General features: G+C 67.0%; 18 protein-coding genes. 13 read left to right on the top strand and 5 right to left on the bottom strand.

Translation table 11 applies throughout. The features are described from left to right. Positions 1–105 precede the first annotated feature (105 nt). The 8 genes from ACNJ7K_RS24460 to ACNJ7K_RS24495 all read left to right on the top strand — a co-directional run bounded on the left by ACNJ7K_RS24460 (position 106) and on the right by ACNJ7K_RS24495 (position 6,873). On the top strand, positions 106–417 hold the full coding sequence (locus tag ACNJ7K_RS24460; RefSeq protein ID WP_059384038.1) for a hypothetical protein: 312 nt from the start codon (positions 106–108) through the stop codon (positions 415–417). A gap of 80 nt (positions 418–497) precedes the next feature. After that, positions 498–1,664, top strand: coding sequence for an acyl-CoA dehydrogenase family protein (locus ACNJ7K_RS24465; RefSeq protein ID WP_085470198.1), 1,167 nt, complete (start codon positions 498–500; stop codon positions 1,662–1,664). Further along, a complete protein-coding gene (locus tag ACNJ7K_RS24470) occupies positions 1,664–2,431 on the top strand; it encodes an SDR family NAD(P)-dependent oxidoreductase (RefSeq protein WP_059384039.1) in 768 nt (255 codons plus the stop codon). The genes ACNJ7K_RS24465 and ACNJ7K_RS24470 overlap by 1 nt, the downstream gene beginning before the upstream one ends. After that, positions 2,431–3,696, top strand: coding sequence for a CaiB/BaiF CoA transferase family protein (locus tag ACNJ7K_RS24475; protein WP_159417421.1), 1,266 nt, complete (start codon positions 2,431–2,433; stop codon positions 3,694–3,696). Before ACNJ7K_RS24470 ends, ACNJ7K_RS24475 begins: the two co-directional genes overlap by 1 nt. Next, the gene (locus ACNJ7K_RS24480; RefSeq protein WP_159417422.1) at positions 3,693–4,529 is read left to right on the top strand and encodes an enoyl-CoA hydratase/isomerase family protein; all 837 of its coding nucleotides are present in this window, start codon (positions 3,693–3,695) and stop codon (positions 4,527–4,529) included. Before ACNJ7K_RS24475 ends, ACNJ7K_RS24480 begins: the two co-directional genes overlap by 4 nt. Next, positions 4,522–5,664 carry a thiolase family protein gene (locus tag ACNJ7K_RS24485; RefSeq protein ID WP_277370403.1) on the top strand — a complete coding sequence of 381 codons (1,143 nt, stop codon included), beginning with the start codon at positions 4,522–4,524 and terminating at the stop codon, positions 5,662–5,664. Before ACNJ7K_RS24480 ends, ACNJ7K_RS24485 begins: the two co-directional genes overlap by 8 nt. 97 nt (positions 5,665–5,761) lie before the next feature. Further along, complete coding sequence (locus ACNJ7K_RS24490) at positions 5,762–6,367, top strand: TetR/AcrR family transcriptional regulator (RefSeq protein ID WP_026061153.1); 606 nt, start codon at positions 5,762–5,764, stop codon at positions 6,365–6,367. Continuing rightward, a complete protein-coding gene (locus ACNJ7K_RS24495; protein WP_308256989.1) occupies positions 6,274–6,873 on the top strand; it encodes a hypothetical protein in 600 nt (199 codons plus the stop codon). The genes ACNJ7K_RS24490 and ACNJ7K_RS24495 overlap by 94 nt, the downstream gene beginning before the upstream one ends. A gap of 156 nt (positions 6,874–7,029) precedes the next feature. Here ACNJ7K_RS24495 and ACNJ7K_RS24500 read toward each other — a convergent pair whose 3' ends face one another. From ACNJ7K_RS24500 to ACNJ7K_RS24515, 4 genes are read right to left on the bottom strand one after another with little or no spacing between them, the layout of a single operon-like run. Beyond that, a complete protein-coding gene (locus tag ACNJ7K_RS24500; RefSeq protein ID WP_487042569.1) occupies positions 7,030–7,998 on the bottom strand; it encodes an NADPH:quinone oxidoreductase family protein in 969 nt (322 codons plus the stop codon). A gap of 26 nt (positions 7,999–8,024) precedes the next feature. Continuing rightward, positions 8,025–8,804, bottom strand: coding sequence for an enoyl-CoA hydratase-related protein (locus ACNJ7K_RS24505; protein WP_016692294.1), 780 nt, complete (start codon positions 8,802–8,804; stop codon positions 8,025–8,027). Between the two features lie 11 nt (positions 8,805–8,815). Then, on the bottom strand, positions 8,816–9,838 hold the full coding sequence (locus ACNJ7K_RS24510) for a phosphotransferase family protein (RefSeq protein ID WP_225623654.1): 1,023 nt from the start codon (positions 9,836–9,838) through the stop codon (positions 8,816–8,818). Further along, positions 9,835–11,136, bottom strand: coding sequence for an acyl-CoA dehydrogenase family protein (locus ACNJ7K_RS24515; RefSeq protein WP_159417424.1), 1,302 nt, complete (start codon positions 11,134–11,136; stop codon positions 9,835–9,837). Before ACNJ7K_RS24515 ends, ACNJ7K_RS24510 begins: the two co-directional genes overlap by 4 nt. A 103-nt stretch (positions 11,137–11,239) precedes the next feature. Between ACNJ7K_RS24515 and ACNJ7K_RS24520 the strand changes: the two genes are divergently transcribed. Both ACNJ7K_RS24520 and ACNJ7K_RS24525 read left to right on the top strand, forming a co-directional pair. Next, positions 11,240–11,683, top strand: a complete 444-nt coding sequence (locus ACNJ7K_RS24520; RefSeq protein ID WP_487042337.1) for a VOC family protein — start codon at positions 11,240–11,242, stop codon at positions 11,681–11,683. Between the two features lie 22 nt (positions 11,684–11,705). Continuing rightward, a complete protein-coding gene (locus tag ACNJ7K_RS24525) occupies positions 11,706–12,548 on the top strand; it encodes an SDR family oxidoreductase (protein WP_487042338.1) in 843 nt (280 codons plus the stop codon). On the opposite strand, the gene ACNJ7K_RS24530 is transcribed toward ACNJ7K_RS24525, so the two are convergent. Then, the gene (locus ACNJ7K_RS24530) at positions 12,534–13,187 is read right to left on the bottom strand and encodes a TetR/AcrR family transcriptional regulator (protein ID WP_487042339.1); all 654 of its coding nucleotides are present in this window, start codon (positions 13,185–13,187) and stop codon (positions 12,534–12,536) included. The genes ACNJ7K_RS24525 and ACNJ7K_RS24530 overlap by 15 nt on opposite strands. 132 nt (positions 13,188–13,319) lie before the next feature. On the opposite strand from ACNJ7K_RS24530, the gene ACNJ7K_RS24535 reads away from it, so the two are divergent. From ACNJ7K_RS24535 to ACNJ7K_RS24545, 3 genes are read left to right on the top strand one after another with little or no spacing between them, the layout of a single operon-like run. Next, positions 13,320–14,618, top strand: a complete 1,299-nt coding sequence (locus ACNJ7K_RS24535; RefSeq protein ID WP_487042340.1) for a hypothetical protein — start codon at positions 13,320–13,322, stop codon at positions 14,616–14,618. A gap of 3 nt (positions 14,619–14,621) precedes the next feature. After that, complete coding sequence (locus ACNJ7K_RS24540) at positions 14,622–16,025, top strand: acyl-CoA reductase (protein ID WP_487042341.1); 1,404 nt, start codon at positions 14,622–14,624, stop codon at positions 16,023–16,025. Then, a complete protein-coding gene (locus tag ACNJ7K_RS24545; protein WP_230790488.1) occupies positions 16,018–17,037 on the top strand; it encodes an aldo/keto reductase in 1,020 nt (339 codons plus the stop codon). The genes ACNJ7K_RS24540 and ACNJ7K_RS24545 overlap by 8 nt, the downstream gene beginning before the upstream one ends.

A 17,037-nucleotide genomic window follows, 5' to 3' on the forward strand; every position in this document is an offset into this window, starting at 1 on the left:
CGGCGCGTCGCGAAGGTTGATTCTCCTCAAAAGAGAGGATAGTTTTCATCGCACGAGCCACCCGGGGTCGCGCTCGCCGTCGAGCGATCGAAAGAGAGGTACGCCGTGACCACACCCGCACCACTTCGTCCAGGAGTGCAGCTCGCCGCCGCCGAAGGCTCCACGAGGGTCGTCGTCGTCCGCGCCCCTGCGGAGAACGCACAGGAACTCACATGCGGTGGCGCCCCGATGATTCCGGCGCCGCCGGGCCGACCCGAACCGTCGGCCGGCGACGCCGTCACCGTTCTCGGCAAGCGCTACGTCGACGCGGACGACACGGTCGAGGTGCTGTGCACCTCCTCGGGGCCCGGGGAACTCGGCTACGGCGGTATCCCCATGACTCTCAAGGCCGCGAAGCCGCTTCCCGCCTCCGACTGACCGACACGAAAGGGACCCCCCATGAACCTCGATGACGTGCAGCCCCGCCCGCAGGGCCGGCGGTGCCGACGATGAGCGGAATGAGTTTCGAACTCAGCGAGGATCAGGAGCTCATCCGCAAGTCGGTGGCCGAACTGACGAAGAGGTTCGACGACCAGTACTGGATGGAGAAGGACCTCGCCCACGAGTTCCCCTCGGAGTTCTACAAGGCCATGGCCGACGGTGGTTGGCTCGGTATCACCATGCCCGAGGAGTACGGCGGGCACGGATACGGCATCACCGAGGCCACCCTGTTGCTCGAGGAGGTCGCGCGTTCGGGCGGCGGCATGAACGCCGCGAGCTCGATTCACCTCAACATCTTCGGCATGCAGCCGGTCGTCAAGCACGGTTCCGACGAACTCAAGGCCCGCACCCTGCCGCGCATCGTCAGCGGCGACCTGCACGTCTGCTTCGGTGTCACCGAGCCCGGAGCAGGCCTCGACACCTCGCGGATCACCACCTTCGCCCGGCGGGACGGCGACCACTACGTCGTCAACGGCCGCAAGGTGTGGATCTCGAAGGCGCAGGAATCCGAGAAGATCCTGCTGCTGACCCGTACCCAGCGGTACGACGAGGTGCAGAAGAAGACCGACGGCATGACGTTGTTCCTCACCGATCTCGACCGCAGCCGCGTCGACATCCGCCCGATCCGCAAGATGGGGCGCAACGCCGTCACGTCGAACGAGCTGTTCATCGACGACCTGCGGGTGCCGGTGGAGGACCGCGTGGGTGAGGAGGGGAAGGGTTTCGAGTATCTGCTCGACGGCCTCAACCCCGAGCGCATGCTCATCGCCGCCGAGGCCCTCGGCATCGGTCGCGTGGCGCTCGACAAGGCGGTCAGGTACGGCAACGAACGCGAAGTCTTCGGCCGCCCGATCGGCATGAACCAGGGAATCCAGTTCCCCCTCGCCGATTCGCTCGCCCACCTCGATGCCGCCGAACTCGTCCTGCGCAAGGCGACCTGGCTCTACGACAACGGCAAGCCGTGCGGACGGGAAGCCAACACCGCCAAATACCTCTGTGCCGATGCGGGATTCACCGCTGCCGACCGTGCGCTGCAGACGCACGGCGGCATGGGCTACTCGGAGGAGTACAACGTCTCGCGGTACTTCCGCGAAGCGCGCGTCATGCGCATTGCACCGATCAGCCAGGAGATGATCCTGAATTTCCTGAGCTCACACACTCTGGGACTGCCGAGGAGCTACTGATGGCCGTGAACAATTCTCTCTTCGATCTCACCGGGCGGTCGGCCGTGGTGACCGGCGCGGCCGGCGGTATCGGCTCGGCCGTCGCCGAAGCCCTCGCGGCCGCCGGTGCGGCCGTGCTCGTCACCGATGTGAACGGTGACGCCGCAGCCGCTGTTGCCGAACGGATCTCGGTGAACGGTGGTAAGGCCGACAGCGCCGCGCTCGACGTCCGCGACCGGGAGGCGGCCGACGCCGCGATGGCGCGTGCCGCCGGTCTGACCGAGGGCGTGCTCCACATCCTCGTCAACAACGCCGGTGTCACCGACCCGGCGATGTTCGCCGACACCACCGTCGACTCGTTCCAGCGCATCCACGACATCCACGTGCTCGGCGCCTTCAACTGCTCGCAGGCGGCACTGCCCTTCCTCGCCACCGACGGCAAGGGACGCATCATCAACGTGACCTCCTCGGCGGGCATCACCGGCACGCTCGGGCAGGTGAACTACTCCGCGGCCAAAGCGGGGATCATCGGCATCACCAAGTCGCTCGCCCGCGAGCTGGCCCGCAAGAACATCCTCGTCAACGCGCTGGCCCCGCTCGCCGCGACTCCCATGACGGAGACGATCCGCACCAACGAGAAGTTCGCCGCCAACATGCTCAATCGTATTCCGCTGCGTCGCTGGGCATCCCCGGAGGAGGTCGCCGGAGCGTTCGTCTTCCTGGCCACCGACGCGGCATCGTTCGTCACCGGGCAGGTGCTGCCGGTCGACGGTGGCATGGTGATGTGATGACCGAGACGGTGACAACAGATTCTGTGGGCTCGGACGGCCCGCTCGCGGGCGTCACCGTCGTCACCCTCGAGCAGGCCGTGTCGGCACCGATGTGCACGCGGACGCTCGCCGATTTCGGTGCGCGGGTCATCAAGATCGAGAACCCCCGCGGTGGTGACTTCGCGCGCGACTACGACGACGTCGTCGGTGGCATGGCAGCACATTTCGTATGGGCCAACCGCGGCAAGGAATCGGTGACACTCGACCTGAAGTCGGACGACGGGATCGCGGTGCTGCACCGGATCCTCGCCCGCTCCGACGTGCTGGTGTCGAATCTGGCGCCGGGCGCGACCGCGCGGCTCGGACTGTCACCCGACCGGCTCGAGGAGCTCTATCCCGAACTGATCTCGGTCGAGATCGACGGTTACGGTCCCGGTGGTCCGCTCTCGCACAAACGCGCCTACGACCTTCTGATCCAGGCGGAATCGGGGGCGTGCGCGGTCACCGGCCATCCCGGCATGCCGGCGAAACCCGGGCCGCCCGTCGCGGACATCACCACCGGCCTGTACTCGGCCGTGTCGATCCTCGCCCTGCTGTGCGGCAAGGAACGGCACCGTGGTCGCGGCGGCAGCCTGTCGAAGGTGTCGGTGAGCCTGTTCGACACGATGACCGAGCTCATGGGATACCCGCTGACCTACACGCGCTATTCCGGGGTGAACCAGCAACCGCTGGGCATGTCGTCGCCCGCCGTCTCACCGTACGGGTCGTACCGCACCGCCGACGACCAGGTCGTCGTCCTCGGCACCACCAACGACCGGGAATGGCAGCGACTCGCACGGGAGATCATCGAACGCGACGATCTGGCCGACGACGAGCGTTTCCGCTCCAATGCCGGTCGCTGCGAACATCGCGCCGTGCTCGACGAGGCGATCGCGCAGTGGTGCGCCCGGCATCCCCTCGCACACATCCAGAAGATCGCCGACGAGGCCGGTATCGGCAACTCCCGGTACAACCTGCCCAGCGACGTGATCGCACATCCCCAGCTGCAGGCCCGGGATCGCTGGCGGGAGGTCGCAACCCCCAACGGACCGATCGAGGCGCTGCTTCCCCCACCGGTCGTCGCGGGCTTCGAACTGCCCATGGGTGCGGTACCGGGGCTCGGTGAGCACACCGATGCGGTGCTGCAGGATTTCGGGATCACCCGCACCGAGATCGCGCGGCTGCGCGAGACCGGCGCGATCGGTCCCGCATACCGCGCACCGGACACGGAGGCAGCCGAATGAGCACCGATTCTCTTCTCGTCGACGACCACGACGGGGTCCGGACCCTCACGGTGAACCGGCCGCATCGCAAGAACGCGATCGACGGTCCGCTCTGGCAGGCATTGCACGACGTCCTCGTCGACACCGCCGACGACCCGGGCGTACGTGTCCTCGTCGTCACCGGCGCGGCCGGCGCGTTCTGTTCCGGCGCCGATATCGCCAATCCCGGTGTCGCACATCCCTTGCGCAAGCTGCGCAAACTGACGGACGTCGCGTTGCTGCTCCACGAACTTCCGGTTCCCACCGTCGCGAAGGTCGACGGTGTCGCCTACGGGGCCGGCTGGAACCTGGCGCTCGGATGCGATCTGGTGGTCGCGACACCGCGCTCGACCTTCTCGCAGATCTTCGCCAAGCGGGGACTGTCACCCGATCTCGGCGGCACGTGGTTGCTGCCGAGGCTCGTCGGTCTGCAGCAAGCGAAACGACTCGCGTTGCTGGCCGAGGCCATCGACGCCGACGAGGCGCACCGGCTGGGGCTGGTGACCTGGATCGAATCCGAGGGGGGCATCGACGCGTTCGTCGACGATCTCTGCGCTCGGCTGTCGGCCGGTCCGCCCGTCGCCCTGGCCCAGACCAAGGCATTGCTCAACGAAGCCGTCGACCGCGGCCTGCGGGATTCTCTCGCCGGTGAAGCGCGCGCCCAGGCGGTCAACTTCGGGACCGTCGACGCCCCCGAGGCGTTCCGTGCCTTCGCCGAGAAGCGCGAGGTCCGCTTTACCGGCCGGTGGGCACTGAACCCGGAAATACAGACTCCGGAACCACAGACTACGAGTGGAGAAGAAGTACATGCGTGAAGCAGTCATCGTCGAGGCCGTCCGCACGCCGGTCGGCAAGCGCAACGGGGGACTGGCGGGCGAGCATCCGGCGGATCTGTCGGCGCACGTCCTGCAGGCACTCGCCGAGCGCGCGGGTATCGATCCGGCGGTCGTCGACGACGTCGTGTGGGGCTGTGTCTCGCAGGTGGGAGACCAGTCGAGCAACATCGGCCGGTACTCGGTCCTCGCCGCCGGCTGGCCCGAATCGATCCCGGGTACGACGATCAACCGCGCGTGCGGGTCGAGCCAGCAGGCGCTCGACTTCGCTGCGCAGGCGGTGATGTCCGGTCAGCAGGACGTCGTCGTCGCCGGTGGTGTCGAGGTGATGAGCCGTGTGCCGCTGGGTTCGGCGCGGGCGTCGGGTCAGCCGTACGGACCGAAGGCGCTGGCCCGGTACGACGGGTTCTCGTTCAACCAGGGCATCTCTGCCGAGAAGATCGCTCAGAAGTGGGGTTTCTCCCGGACCCGTCTCGACGAGTTCTCGGTGCTCTCGCACGAGCGTGCCGCCGCTGCGCTGGACCGCGGTGCGTTCGACGCACAGATCGTCCCGGTGCCCACCGAGGCGGGCGTGGTGTCGGTGGACGAAGGGGTGCGGCGGGGATCGACCGTCGAGAAGCTGGCCGGTCTGAAGCCCGCCTTCGCCGAGGACGGCGTCATCCACGCCGGTAATTCGTCGCAGATCTCCGATGGTGCGGCGGCGTTGCTCGTGACGACGCCGGAGAAGGCCCGGGAGCTCGGGCTCACTCCGCTGGTCCGGTACCGGGCCGGTGTCGTCGCCGGCGCCGATCCCGTCCTCATGCTGACCGGGCCCATCCCCGCGACGGAGAAGGCCCTGGCGAAGGCCGGCATCGCACTGGGAGAAGTCGGTGTCTTCGAGGTCAACGAGGCATTCGCGTCGGTGCCGCTGGCGTGGCTTGCCGAGACGGGCGCGGATCCGGAGAAGCTGAATCCGCTCGGAGGGGCGATCGCGCTCGGTCATCCGCTCGGCGGTTCGGGTGCGGTGCTGATGACCCGGATGATCCATCACATGCGTGATCAGGGCATCCGCTTCGGTCTCCAGACGATGTGCGAGGGCGGTGGGACCGCCAACGCGACCGTCGTCGAACTCCTGTGATCCATCGCGAAACATATATCTGATGAGACCCTTGTCACACTTGGGAAAATGACCTAATGTGCGTTCAGTAGGTTGTTCTTCTTCAACGAAGTGAGGGCTGTTGTCCCAGCGTGCATACGACACTCTCCTCGCCAGAGGTGAGGATCGCAGGGAGCTGATTCTCAGCGTTGCCCAGCGGTTTCTGGCGCGGAACGGGTGGCGGAGCACGAGCCTCGCCCAGATCGCCCGGGAAGCAGGATTGACCCCGGCAGGGCTGTTGCATCACTTCGAGTCGAAGGACCAGTTGTTGCACGCGGTGCTCGACGCCCGCGACAACGACGACGACGCTCGTGTGGATCGGACGGGGGATCTCGTCGAACAGCTCAGGAAACTCCCGAAGCGTTTCGAGGAGTCGCCCGAACTGGTCGGAATGTATGCGGTGCTTCTCATCGAGAACCTGGAACCGGATGCCCCTCTGCACGATCGCCTACTCGGGCGGTATCAGGCGGCTCTCGACGCGGTCGAAGCCGGCATCCGGCGTGGACAACACGCCGGGCGATATCGAACGGATGTGGACCCAGCCGTCAAAGCGGTGGAGATCGTCGCTTTCCTGAATGGAATGGAAACCTCATGGCTGCTCGATCGTTCGCTCCCACTGACCGCAATATTCGAGGACTACATACAGTCGCTCGAGCAACAGCTCATGCCCGCCGCCACATCCTGAGACGAAGGGTCGCCGTCGTCGCGCCCAAGGTCGCCGACGCCGTCCGGTACACCGGTGGCTGGCTGTACGACCAGGTTGCGGCAGGCTGGGAAGTGGTGGTCGTCGTTCCGCAGAGTTCCGATCTGCGTCCGTTCGAGATCCTCGGCGCGACCAAGGCGGTCGACCTCGAGTCCGCTCTGAGTTCTGCACCCTACGGTCCCATGCCAGACATGGTCGCCGTCGCCGCCGATCTCTACGCGTCCGACGAGCGGATCCGCAACGGTGTGCTCGAGGCGATGTCGGACAGTCCCACCACGGTTGCGCTGTGGGGCGAGAACGTCCCCTCCGAACTCGACTCGCGCATCGTGCCGCTGCAGCACCGCCTGAGCCGCGCGGCCCAGGTCTTCAAGTCGCATGCCCTCGCCGCTGCCGCGGCACCGGCGACCGCGATCGCTGCCACCGAATCGTTCCTCACCGGAGGTGCCGACACGCTCCGTATGCGCGGCAACCTCGTCTCCATGGCCTGAGCACCACGACGACTGCGGCCCGGTCTCCTTGCTCGGAGGCCGGGCCGCAGTCGTAGTGCCGGAAGAGAATTGCTGCGCCGGTCGATCCTTGCGCGCCGAACCGGGGTTCGCTCGGTGTGTAGGGCGCGCAAGGATCGGTTCGTCGCGCGAGGACGATCAGCGGGACATGTCGATGACGACCTTCCCGACCGCTCGTCCGTCGGCGACGTGACGAAGCGCCCGCGCGGCGTCCTCGAGCGGATAGTCCGCGCCGATGTGCGGAACCGCCGTGCCCGAGACGAGCAGGTCCACGAGTTCGGCCTCGTTCCGCCGGTACTCCTCCGGATCGAGATCCTGGAACTGGAAACCCATGATCCGGATACCCTTGACCAGAACGAGATTCAGAGGGATCCGCGGGATCGAACCGGACGCGTACCCGATGGTGACGAAACGTCCACCGCGGACCAGCGACCGGAGCGCCGGCTCCGAGAGTTCGCCACCCACCGGATCGACGACGACGTCGGCCCCCTCCGGCAACGCGTCCTTCAAGGCCGAACGCAGGTCGCTCGTGCGGTGATCGATCGTGTGCGCGGCGCCGTAGGACGACGCGACCGCGAGTTTGTCGGCCGACGAGGCGACGGCCGTGACCGAAGCGCCCAGCGCCACACCGAGTTGCACGGCCGCCAGGCCGACACCGCCTCCGGCCCCGAGGACGACCAGTCGTTCCCCGGGTTTCAGGCGCGCCACCGACCGGAGCGTGTGATAGGCCGTCCGGTGCGCCACTCCGAAGGATGCGGCGGTCCGGTCGTCGATCCCGTCCGGGATCTTCTTCAGGGCCTTCGTGGGAGCAACCACCTCGTCGGCGAACGCTCCGACCAGCCCGGTGCCGGTGACACGATCGCCCACCGAGAATCCGTCCGCATCGTCCGCGACCTCGACGACCGTGCCCGCGTACTCGCTGCCCGGAACGAAGGGTGGAGGCACGCTGATCTGGTACCTGTTCGCCACGAGGAGGACGTCGGGGAAGTTCACTGCGGCCGCTCCCACACGCACCCGGACGTGACCGGGGGCGAGCGGGGACGACGGCCGCGACTCCATCCGAAGGGATTCGGGTTCCCCGTATTCGGTGCAGACGACCGCGCGCACGGTGCTCGTCGGTGCGGCCGCGGCAGTCACTGTCCCTGCCAGACCGGCGCCCGCTTCTCGATGAACGCGGTGGCGCCTTCCTTCGCGTCGTTGCTGGTGAAGACGACCGACTGCCAGTGGGAGAGTCGCTCGCCGGCACGCTCGGGATCGGCCTGCGCGAGCCGGACGAGTTCCTTCACCGCGGACAGGCCGAGTGGGGCGTTCGCCGCGATCCGCCGGGCGTAGTCGAGTGCGGTGTCCAGGACCTGATCGGGCGCCACCACGGCATTGATCAGTCCGAGTTCGTAGCCGCGCTGTGCCGTGATCGGATCCCCCGTCAGGGTCAGCTCGAGTGCCGCCCCGACGGGGATGCGGGTGCCGATGGCGGTGCCGCCGCCGGCGGGGAAGAGACCCCGCTTCACCTCGGGCAGGCCGAACTTCGCCTCGGAGGACGCCACGATGATGTCGGCGCCGAGGAGGAGTTCGAGCCCGCCGCCCACAGCGCTGCCATTGGCGGCGCCGACGACAGGGACGGTGAGTTCGCCCTTGGACAGCCGGGCGTATCCGGCGGCTTCCTCGGAGTCGGTGCCGATGTCCTCGCCTTCCGCGAACGCCCGCAGGTCCATGCCCGCACAGAATGCCCGGTCCCCCGTGCCGGTGAGCACGATTGCCCGGATCTCCGGATCCGCCTCTGCCCGAAGGGCCGCAGCGCCGATTCCGCGGAGTACGGCTCCGTTGAGGGCATTACGCGCCTCGGGCCGATCGATGCGGAGGACGAGCACCGGTCCGTGCCGTTCCTCCACCAGCCCTTCCACGACAGTCGTCATCGCAGACCCCTTCAGCCCTTGTAATCCGTCGACTCGGCGAGATCGGCGGCCGACTTCATGAGACTGGTGATGACCGGTCCGTAGGACTGCAGCTTGGGATCGTCCCCGGCCCGCTGGAAGCCCTGTTCGAGGACGATGGCGAGCTTCCACTTGGCGAGGATCAGGTAGTAGTCGATGTCGTCGACCTGGCGGCCGGAGACCTCGGCGTAGTGCGCGAGCATCTGCGCGCGACCGGGCATCCCGGTCAGGTCGACGTAGCTGACCGCGCTGTCCTCGTTCGCGCTCGTATCCTCGGGCCAGTTCATGAGCATCCAGCCGAGGTCGAGCTTCGGATCGCCGACGGTACCCATCTCCCAGTCGACGAGCGCCGCGAGCTTCGCGGGGGCGCCGTGCTCGAACATCACGTTGGCGAACTGGTAGTCGCCGTGCATCAGACCGGGGATGTAGTCGAGCGGACGATGGGTCTCGAGCCACTTCGTCGCGACGTCCATGCCCTCGATCTCGCGGGCCTTGATCCGCTCGAAGAAGCGGGTCCATCGGCTCACCTGCCGGTCGTGGAAACCGTCGGGACGTCCCAGATCCTCCAGGCCCTGTGCCTTCCAGTCCACCTTCGACAAGAGGGCGATGCCCTCGGCGAGCTGGTAGGCCAGGCCGGCGCGAGCGTCGAGATCGGTGTCGAACGGCGCGGGCCAGGTGCCGCGGTGATCCATCGGCGACCATCCGTCGACGTGACCCATGAGGTAGAAGGAGCGGCCGAGAACGGACGTGTCCTCACATGCGGCTACGGCTTTCGTGTGCGGGACGTCGGTTCCGGCCAGTCCCTGGATGATCCGCCACTCGCGCATGATCCCGCTGTCGCGGTCGACCGGCGCGCCGGTCGGAGGGATGCGGATGACGCACGTGAAGTCGTCGCGCGTGAGCTTGTAGATCTCGTTCTGTGTACCGCCGGAGAGATACTTCGCGTCGAGCGGCGCGCCCTTGCCGGGCAGGCCCTGCTCGTCCATCCATTCGGCGAGACGCTCGGTGTCGATCACAGATTCCCCACTTCGAGTTCGATGTAGTCGGCGTACTTCTTCCGGGCTTCTTCCTGCTTCTTCGGGATCCACTCCGAGGGCCACATGTCGTCGACCGGGCTGTAGTCGCGGAGGACCTGCTTGGCGACGGTGGTCTTGTGCACTTCGGTCGGCCCGTCGGCCAGGCCCATCACCGCTGCGCCGTGGATCATCTTGAAGAACGGCATCTCGTTGGTGACGCCCAGTGCACCGTGCACCTGCATGGCGCGCCACGCGATGTCGTGGAGCACGGTGGGCATGATGATCTTCGCTGTCGCTATGTCCTTGCGGACCTTCTTGTAGTCGTTGTACTTGTCGATCTTCCACGCGGTGCTGAGCACGAACAGACGGAACTGTGCGAGTTGCGCGTAGGAGTCGGCGATGTAGCCCTGCACAGCCTGCTTGTCGGAGAGGCGGCTGCCGGCCGTCTCGCGGCTGAGGGCGCGTTCGCACATCATGTCCAGGGCCTTCTGGGCCAGGCCGATGGTGCGCATCGCGTGGTGGATGCGACCGCCACCGAGTCGCACCTGCGCGGCGGCGAATGCCTGGCCTTCCTCGCCGAGGAGCGCGTCGGCGGGCACACGCACGTTGTCGTAGTGAATCAGCGCGTGGGTGCCCTCGTTCAGCGGTTCGCCGTAGAGGCCGACGTTGCGCACGATGTTCACGCCCGGTGTGTCGGTGGGGACGAGGAACATCGACGTGCCCTTGTACACGGGGACGTCGGGATCCGTCACCACCATGACGATGAGGAATTCGGCGGTGCGCGCGTTGGAGGAGAAGAACTTCCACCCGTCGATGACCCAATGGGCGCCGTCCTTGACCGCGCGGCACCGGAACTGGGCGGGATCGGCACCGCCCTGCGGTTCGGTCATCGAGTACGAGGAGAACACCTCGCCGTCGAGCAGCGGCTGCAGGTAGCGCTCCTTCTGCTCGGGGGTGCCGAAATGGGCGATGATCTCGGCGTTGCCGGTATCGGGTGCCTGGCAACCGAACACGATCGGTGCCCACGACGAGCGCCCGAGGATCTCGTTGAGCAGTGCGAGCTTCAGCTGTCCGTATCCCTGACCACCGAGTTCGGGGCCGAGATGGGTGGCCCACAGACCTTCTGCGCGAACCTTCTCCTTGAGAGGGTCGATGGCCTTGCGGCGGAGTCCGTCGAGAGGGACGAACTGTTCGTGTTCCCACACGAGGTCGAGAGGCTCGACCTCCTCGCGCACGAACGCATCGGCCCAGTCCAGCTTCTTCTGGTACTCGGGCTCGGTTTCGAAGTCCCAGGCCATTGCGCCTCCCTTCCATCGGTGAGAATATCTATCTCGATACCAAGAATACCATTCTTACACGACCGAAGAGCAATTGGAACATCTACATCCGAAAGGCGCAGACATGAAGGCCGAAGACCTCTTCCACCTCGGGATCGTCACCGACGACCCGCGCGCCGCCCGGGACGAACTCTCGGTGCTGCTCGGCTACCGGTGGGGACCGCAGGTGGGCGGAGCCGTCGACGTGACGCTGCCGGACGGCGGCCGGAGCGTCGATCTGCAGTGCTCCTATTCGGTCACCGAACCGCGGATCGAGATCGTCTCGGCGGTGCCCGACGCACCCCTGTGGGCCGCGACCTCCGGTATCCACCACCTCGGCTACTGGTCGGACGACGTCGAGTCGGACTGCCGTCTTCTCGAGAAGGAAGGATTCGTCGTCGAGGCCACCCGCGCGCTGCCGGACGGCGGTATGTTCTTCGCATTCGCCCGCAGCCGACGGGGCGTACTCGTCGAACTCGTCACCCGCACCGCCGAATCCGGACTGTCACGGTGCTGGGCGGCATCCTGATGATCCGAAAGGACTGCATGTCATGACCACCGTGGGGATCGCGACCGGAGCCGGTCGCGGAATGGGATACGCGTGCGCGCAACGCATGATCGGCACGGTCGACACCGTGCTGCTCGTCGACCTGGACGCCGACACCGTCCGCGCCACCGCCGACGAATTGAACGGTGATCGGACACGGGTCGAACCGTTCGTCCTCGACGTCACCGACGTCGACGGACTCGAACGACTGGCTGCGCGCGTGACGGAACTCGGGGCCCTGCGATCGGTCGCACATGCGGCGGGCATCTCGCCGACGATGGCCGATTGGCGACGGATCTTCGCCGTCGACCTGGTCGGGACCGCACGGCTCGCCCGGGCGCTCCGTCCACTCGCGACCGCGGGCACCGCGTCGGTCTACTTCGCCTCGATGGCACCGAACATCGGGCGGATGCAGCCGTCGCCGGAAGAGATCGCCGTGCTCGCGGATCCGCTCGCCGAGGACTTCCTCGACCGTCTCCGGGAGGTCGTGGGGGAGGCGATCGAACATCCCGGCGTCGCCTATGCGTGGGCGAAATACGGTGTGCAGCAGTTCGCACGCGACGAAGCCGTGCGGCTCGGGGCGGTCGGTGCCCGCGCATGCTCCGTGTCGCCGGGCATCATCGATACTCCTCAGGGCCGGCAGGAGGCGGACCACAACGAGTCGATGGGCGAGATGGTACGGGCGACGCCGCTCGGCCGTACGGGCCGTGCCGAGGAACTCGCCGCCGTCGTCGCCTTCCTGTTGTCCGACGAGGCGAGTTTCGTCAACGGCACCGACGTGCTCGTCGACGGCGGTGTGGTCGCCTCGATCACCTCGGAAGCCGGACGCGCGTCAGTCCGGACGTAGACCGCGCAGGAACAGGTCCACGACGGCCCGCACGTGGGCGTCGACGTCCTCCGTCCCGCGCACGATCCCGAATGAGGCCAGGCGTGCAGGACCGCCGGATGCCATGGCCAGGAACAGTTCTGCGAGCGTGTCGGGGTCGTCGGCGACGATGCTCCCCGTCGCCGCGTGCCGGCGGAGCAGATCCGCGACCTGTTTCCTGCGGGGCCAGTAACCGGGGCCGAGAGCCTTTCGGGCGATGTCCGGATAGCGCGAGGCGTACGCGATGGCGACCTGCTGCAGCTTGATCATCGACGGGTCCAGGGCGCGCCGGACCGCGGCCTCCGCGATGGCGGTCAGCGAGTCCCCGAGATCGTCGTAGTCGGGGATCTCCGGTTCGGGTGCGGGCCAGTCGGTGCGCTGCATGGCCCAGCCGAGGACGTACCGGAAGACGTCCTCCTTGGTCGGGAAACGCGCGTACAGCGACGGTTTCGTGGTGCCGGCCGCCGCGGCGATGGCGTTCATCGTCGTGCCTTCGTAGCCGTTCTCGAGGAACAGCCGGAGGGCGGACTCGCGTACCGCGTCGTCGAGCCGGCTCGCTTCCTCCCTGGTGGGGCGTCCACCACGGCGTCGTGTGTCCTGCTCGCTGTGGGTCGGGGTCATGAGGGAAGTGTGCCAAATCGTTCCGGGTCTGGACACAAAACTTTTCCCATGGGTATGGTTGCAGCAATTCTTTATCTATACCTCCCAGTCAAGTTATCGACGTTCCGCACCCAGAGGGCCGGAGGGCACCAGATGACAGAAACAACCCTGCAGAAAGACGTCGTCGCGACGCTGAACGCGTACTTCCAGCAACGACGCGACCGGGTCCCCGTGCTCGCACAGCGCGCCGCCGACCAGGGCATCGAGGAGATCCGCTCCCGCGAGGACATGATCCCTCTGCTCTTTCCCCACACCACCTACAAGAGCTATCCCGAGACGCTCATCGCCAAGGGCCGGTGGGAGCAGATGAACCGCTGGCTCGGTTCCCTGTCGAGCCGCCCGGTCGACGACGTCGACGTCTCCGGGGTCACCGACGTCGACGACTGGATCGCCGCCCTCGAGAAGGCCGGCCACATGGTGTCGAGTTCGAGCGGGACCAGCGGCAAGGGCTCCTTCCTCAACAAGTCCCAGCGTGATCTCGAGGTCAACAAGCAGAACCTGCTCGACTGCTTCACCGCGCTCGGACTGCCGCCGGAGAAGCGCTGGCACGTCATCCCGGTCGGTCCCGAGACCGGCCAGACCCAGCACAACGGTGTCCGCGACCTGATCATCCGCGAGTTCTCCCGCCCGGACGCCCTTCCGCTTTTCGAGGGGGCGCCCGCCGAGGGCTTCCACCGTTACATGGCCACGTTGTCGGCCATGCGCCGTGCGATGGCCGACGGCACCGCCGCCCCCGACGACATCGCACGCTTCGAGGCCGAATCCGCCGAGCGCGCCGCCCAGCAGGATCGGCGACTGCACCACTTCGCCGACCGGATCATCGCGCACAAGTCCGAGGACATCCTCTTCAGTTCCCAGTTCCCGCAACTGTTCCGGCTCTGCGAGATCCTGCGGGAGAAGGGCATCGGCGACGGCGACATCACCGGCAACAACGCACTCACCAGCGGCGGCGGACTGAAGGGCACGAACCTTCCCGCCGACTACCAGGAACAGATCTACCGGCTCCTCAACATCGTGCCGGAGCGCTTCCTGCACTACTACTCGATGCAGGAACTCAACAACCGCATGTTCAAGTGCCCCGAGGAGGGCCGCTACCACGTGCCGGACGAGATCGTGCTGTTCGTCCTCACCAAGGACGGAAGCGCCCTCGCCGAACGGGAGGGCACCATCGTCGAAGGACGCGCGGCCTTCGTCGACACCACCGTCGACGGCCGGTGGGGCGGAACGATCTCCGGCGACCGGATCACCGTCGACCTCGAAACGTGCCCGTGCGGCCGGCCCGGCGAGACCGTGCTGCCGAACATCGTCCGCTACTCCGACCTCGGTGACGACGACAAGATCACCTGTGCCGGAACGATGGACGCCTACGTCCGCGGACTCTCGGGAGAGTGATCCATGACCACTACCGCACCGGCCCGTACCCGCATCAAGGTCCCGCACTTCGTCCGCGGCGAGATCGTCTGGGGTGAGGACAGCGAATACCTCTCCCGCGACTTCGGCGTCCCCTTCGTCACCCCGAAACTCGAATACAACGGTCTGTTCGCGCCGCGCTCGGAGGTCGGGCCGGCATTCGACGTGCCGATCTCCGAGATCATCGACTTCCTCGTCGAGACCGCGCAGTACCTGACCCTGGAGAAGAACGAATACCTCCAGGAATCCCTCGAGATGACCGTCCAGGTGAGCGCCCTGCCGCGCCGCATCATCGAGAACACCTTCGCGCGGCCCGGTCAGTTCCTCACCCGGCAGGCCCTCGAATACCGGCTCGAACGCACCTTCGGCGGCCTCGACGTGCTCGACGGCTGGGCCGAGCGCACCGACCCGAACGGCAACGTCAGCCGCGTCCGCGCCTTCCCGCCGCGCCTGGTCCACATGATGGCCGGGAACTCGCCGAGCGCCGCGATGACGACCATCGCCGACGCCGCACTCACCAAGGGCGTCAACCTGTTCAAGATGCCCTCGGCCGACCCGTTCACCACCGTCGCGGTGCTGCGGACCATGGCCGACATCGCCCCCCGCCATCCGGTATTGCGGTCGATGTCCGCCGTGTACTGGCGCGGTGGTGACGAGAAGGTCGAGAACATCCTCTACCGCTCCCAGTACTTCGACAAGCTCGTCGCGTGGGGTGGTGGCTCGGCCATCGAGAACGCCGCGCGCTATGCCGGACCGGGTTTCCAGCTGATCTCCTTCGATCCCAAGGTGTCGATGTCGATCGTCGGCCGCGAGGCCTTCGAATCCGAGGAGACCCTGCGCGAGGTCGCCGAACTGGCGGCCCTCGATGCGACGATTTTCAACCAGGACGCGTGCCTGGCGGCGCGGCACATCTGCGTCGAGGGCGACGACGACCAGATCGACCGGTTCTGTGCCCTGCTGCACGAACGACTCGGCGTGGACCGCGACTTCGCGGAGGCCGTCGGACCGAAGCCCGACGCCGAGATCCGCGACGCCGTCGAGGGAATGCGCTTCCTCGAACCGGATTACAAGGTGTGGGGCAAGCCCGACGGCAGCGGCCTCGTGGTGCGCTCGCCGGAGATGGTGGACTTCCACCCGACCAACAAGACCGTCAACGTCCTGCCGATCTCGACGCTCGACGAGGCCGCCTCCTACGCCACCGTGGCCACCCAGACAGTCGGTGTCTACCCGTTCCACCGCAAGGCCGAGATCCGCGACCGGCTCGCCACCGCCGGGGTGCAGCGCATCGTCCGCCTGGGCAGCGCGCTGAAGGGCAGCATGGGCAGCCCGCACGACGGCATGTACCCGCTGCACCGCTTCGTCAACTGGGTGGTGGACGACGATGCCTGACGGAATCATGGCGCAGTGCGTGCTCGGTTCGTCCGGTATCCGCGTGAGCGAACTGTGCCTCGGTGCGATGACCTTCGGCACCGAATGGGGCTTCGGCGCCGACGAGACCGAGTCCCGCGCGGTCTACGACGAATACCGCGCGGCCGGAGGCAACTTCGTCGACACCGCGAACAACTACACGAACGGGGCGAGCGAGGAGATGCTCGGCCGGTTCATCGCCTCCGAACGTGACGCGGTGGTGGTGAGCACCAAGTACACGCTCCCCACCGACCCCCGCGACGCCAACTCCGGCGGCAGCAACCGGAAGAGTCTGCGCCGGAGTGTGGAGACGAGCCTGCGACGACTCGGCACCGACTATCTCGACGTGCTCTGGGTCCACGCGTGGGATCGCTGCACACCGGAAGCCGAAACTCTGCGTGCGCTCGACGATCTCGTACGGGCGGGCACGGTGCTGTCGATCGGGATCTCCAACACCCCGGCGTGGGTGATCTCCCGGTCGAACGCCATCGCCGAGCTGCGTGGCTGGACGTCGTTCTGTGCCCTGCAGGTCGAGTACTCCCTCCTGGCCCGTACACCCGAACGCGAACTGCTGCCGATGGCAGAGCATCTCGGACTCCCGGTGTATGCGTGGAGTCCGCTCGCGCGGGGTGCACTGGCCCGCGACCACACGGACGAATCCCTGGCCGCTCTCACCCTCCGGATGCAACGCATCGTGAAGGTGACCCGGGAGATCGCCGACGAACTCGGCACGTCCAGCGCCCGGGTGGCTCTCGCCTGGGTGCGTCGACAGGGGCTGCTGCTGTCGGTCGGTGCCCGCACGGCCCAACAGCTCCGCGACAATCTCGGAGCACTGTCCCTGCAGTTGAGCGACGACCAGCTGGCGCGGCTGGAGGAGGCCTCGGCGATCTCGGCCGGATACCCGCACGACTTCCTGGGGCAACGCCGGGCGATGTTCGAACCGGACGCTCTGCCGTCGATGACCGGTGCTCTCCAGAGCACCGGCGGGAGGTGA

Origin of the sequence: Rhodococcus shunpengi, assembly GCF_048381395.1 — a bacterium.
Taxonomy (GTDB): Bacteria; Actinomycetota; Actinomycetes; order Mycobacteriales; family Mycobacteriaceae; genus Rhodococcus.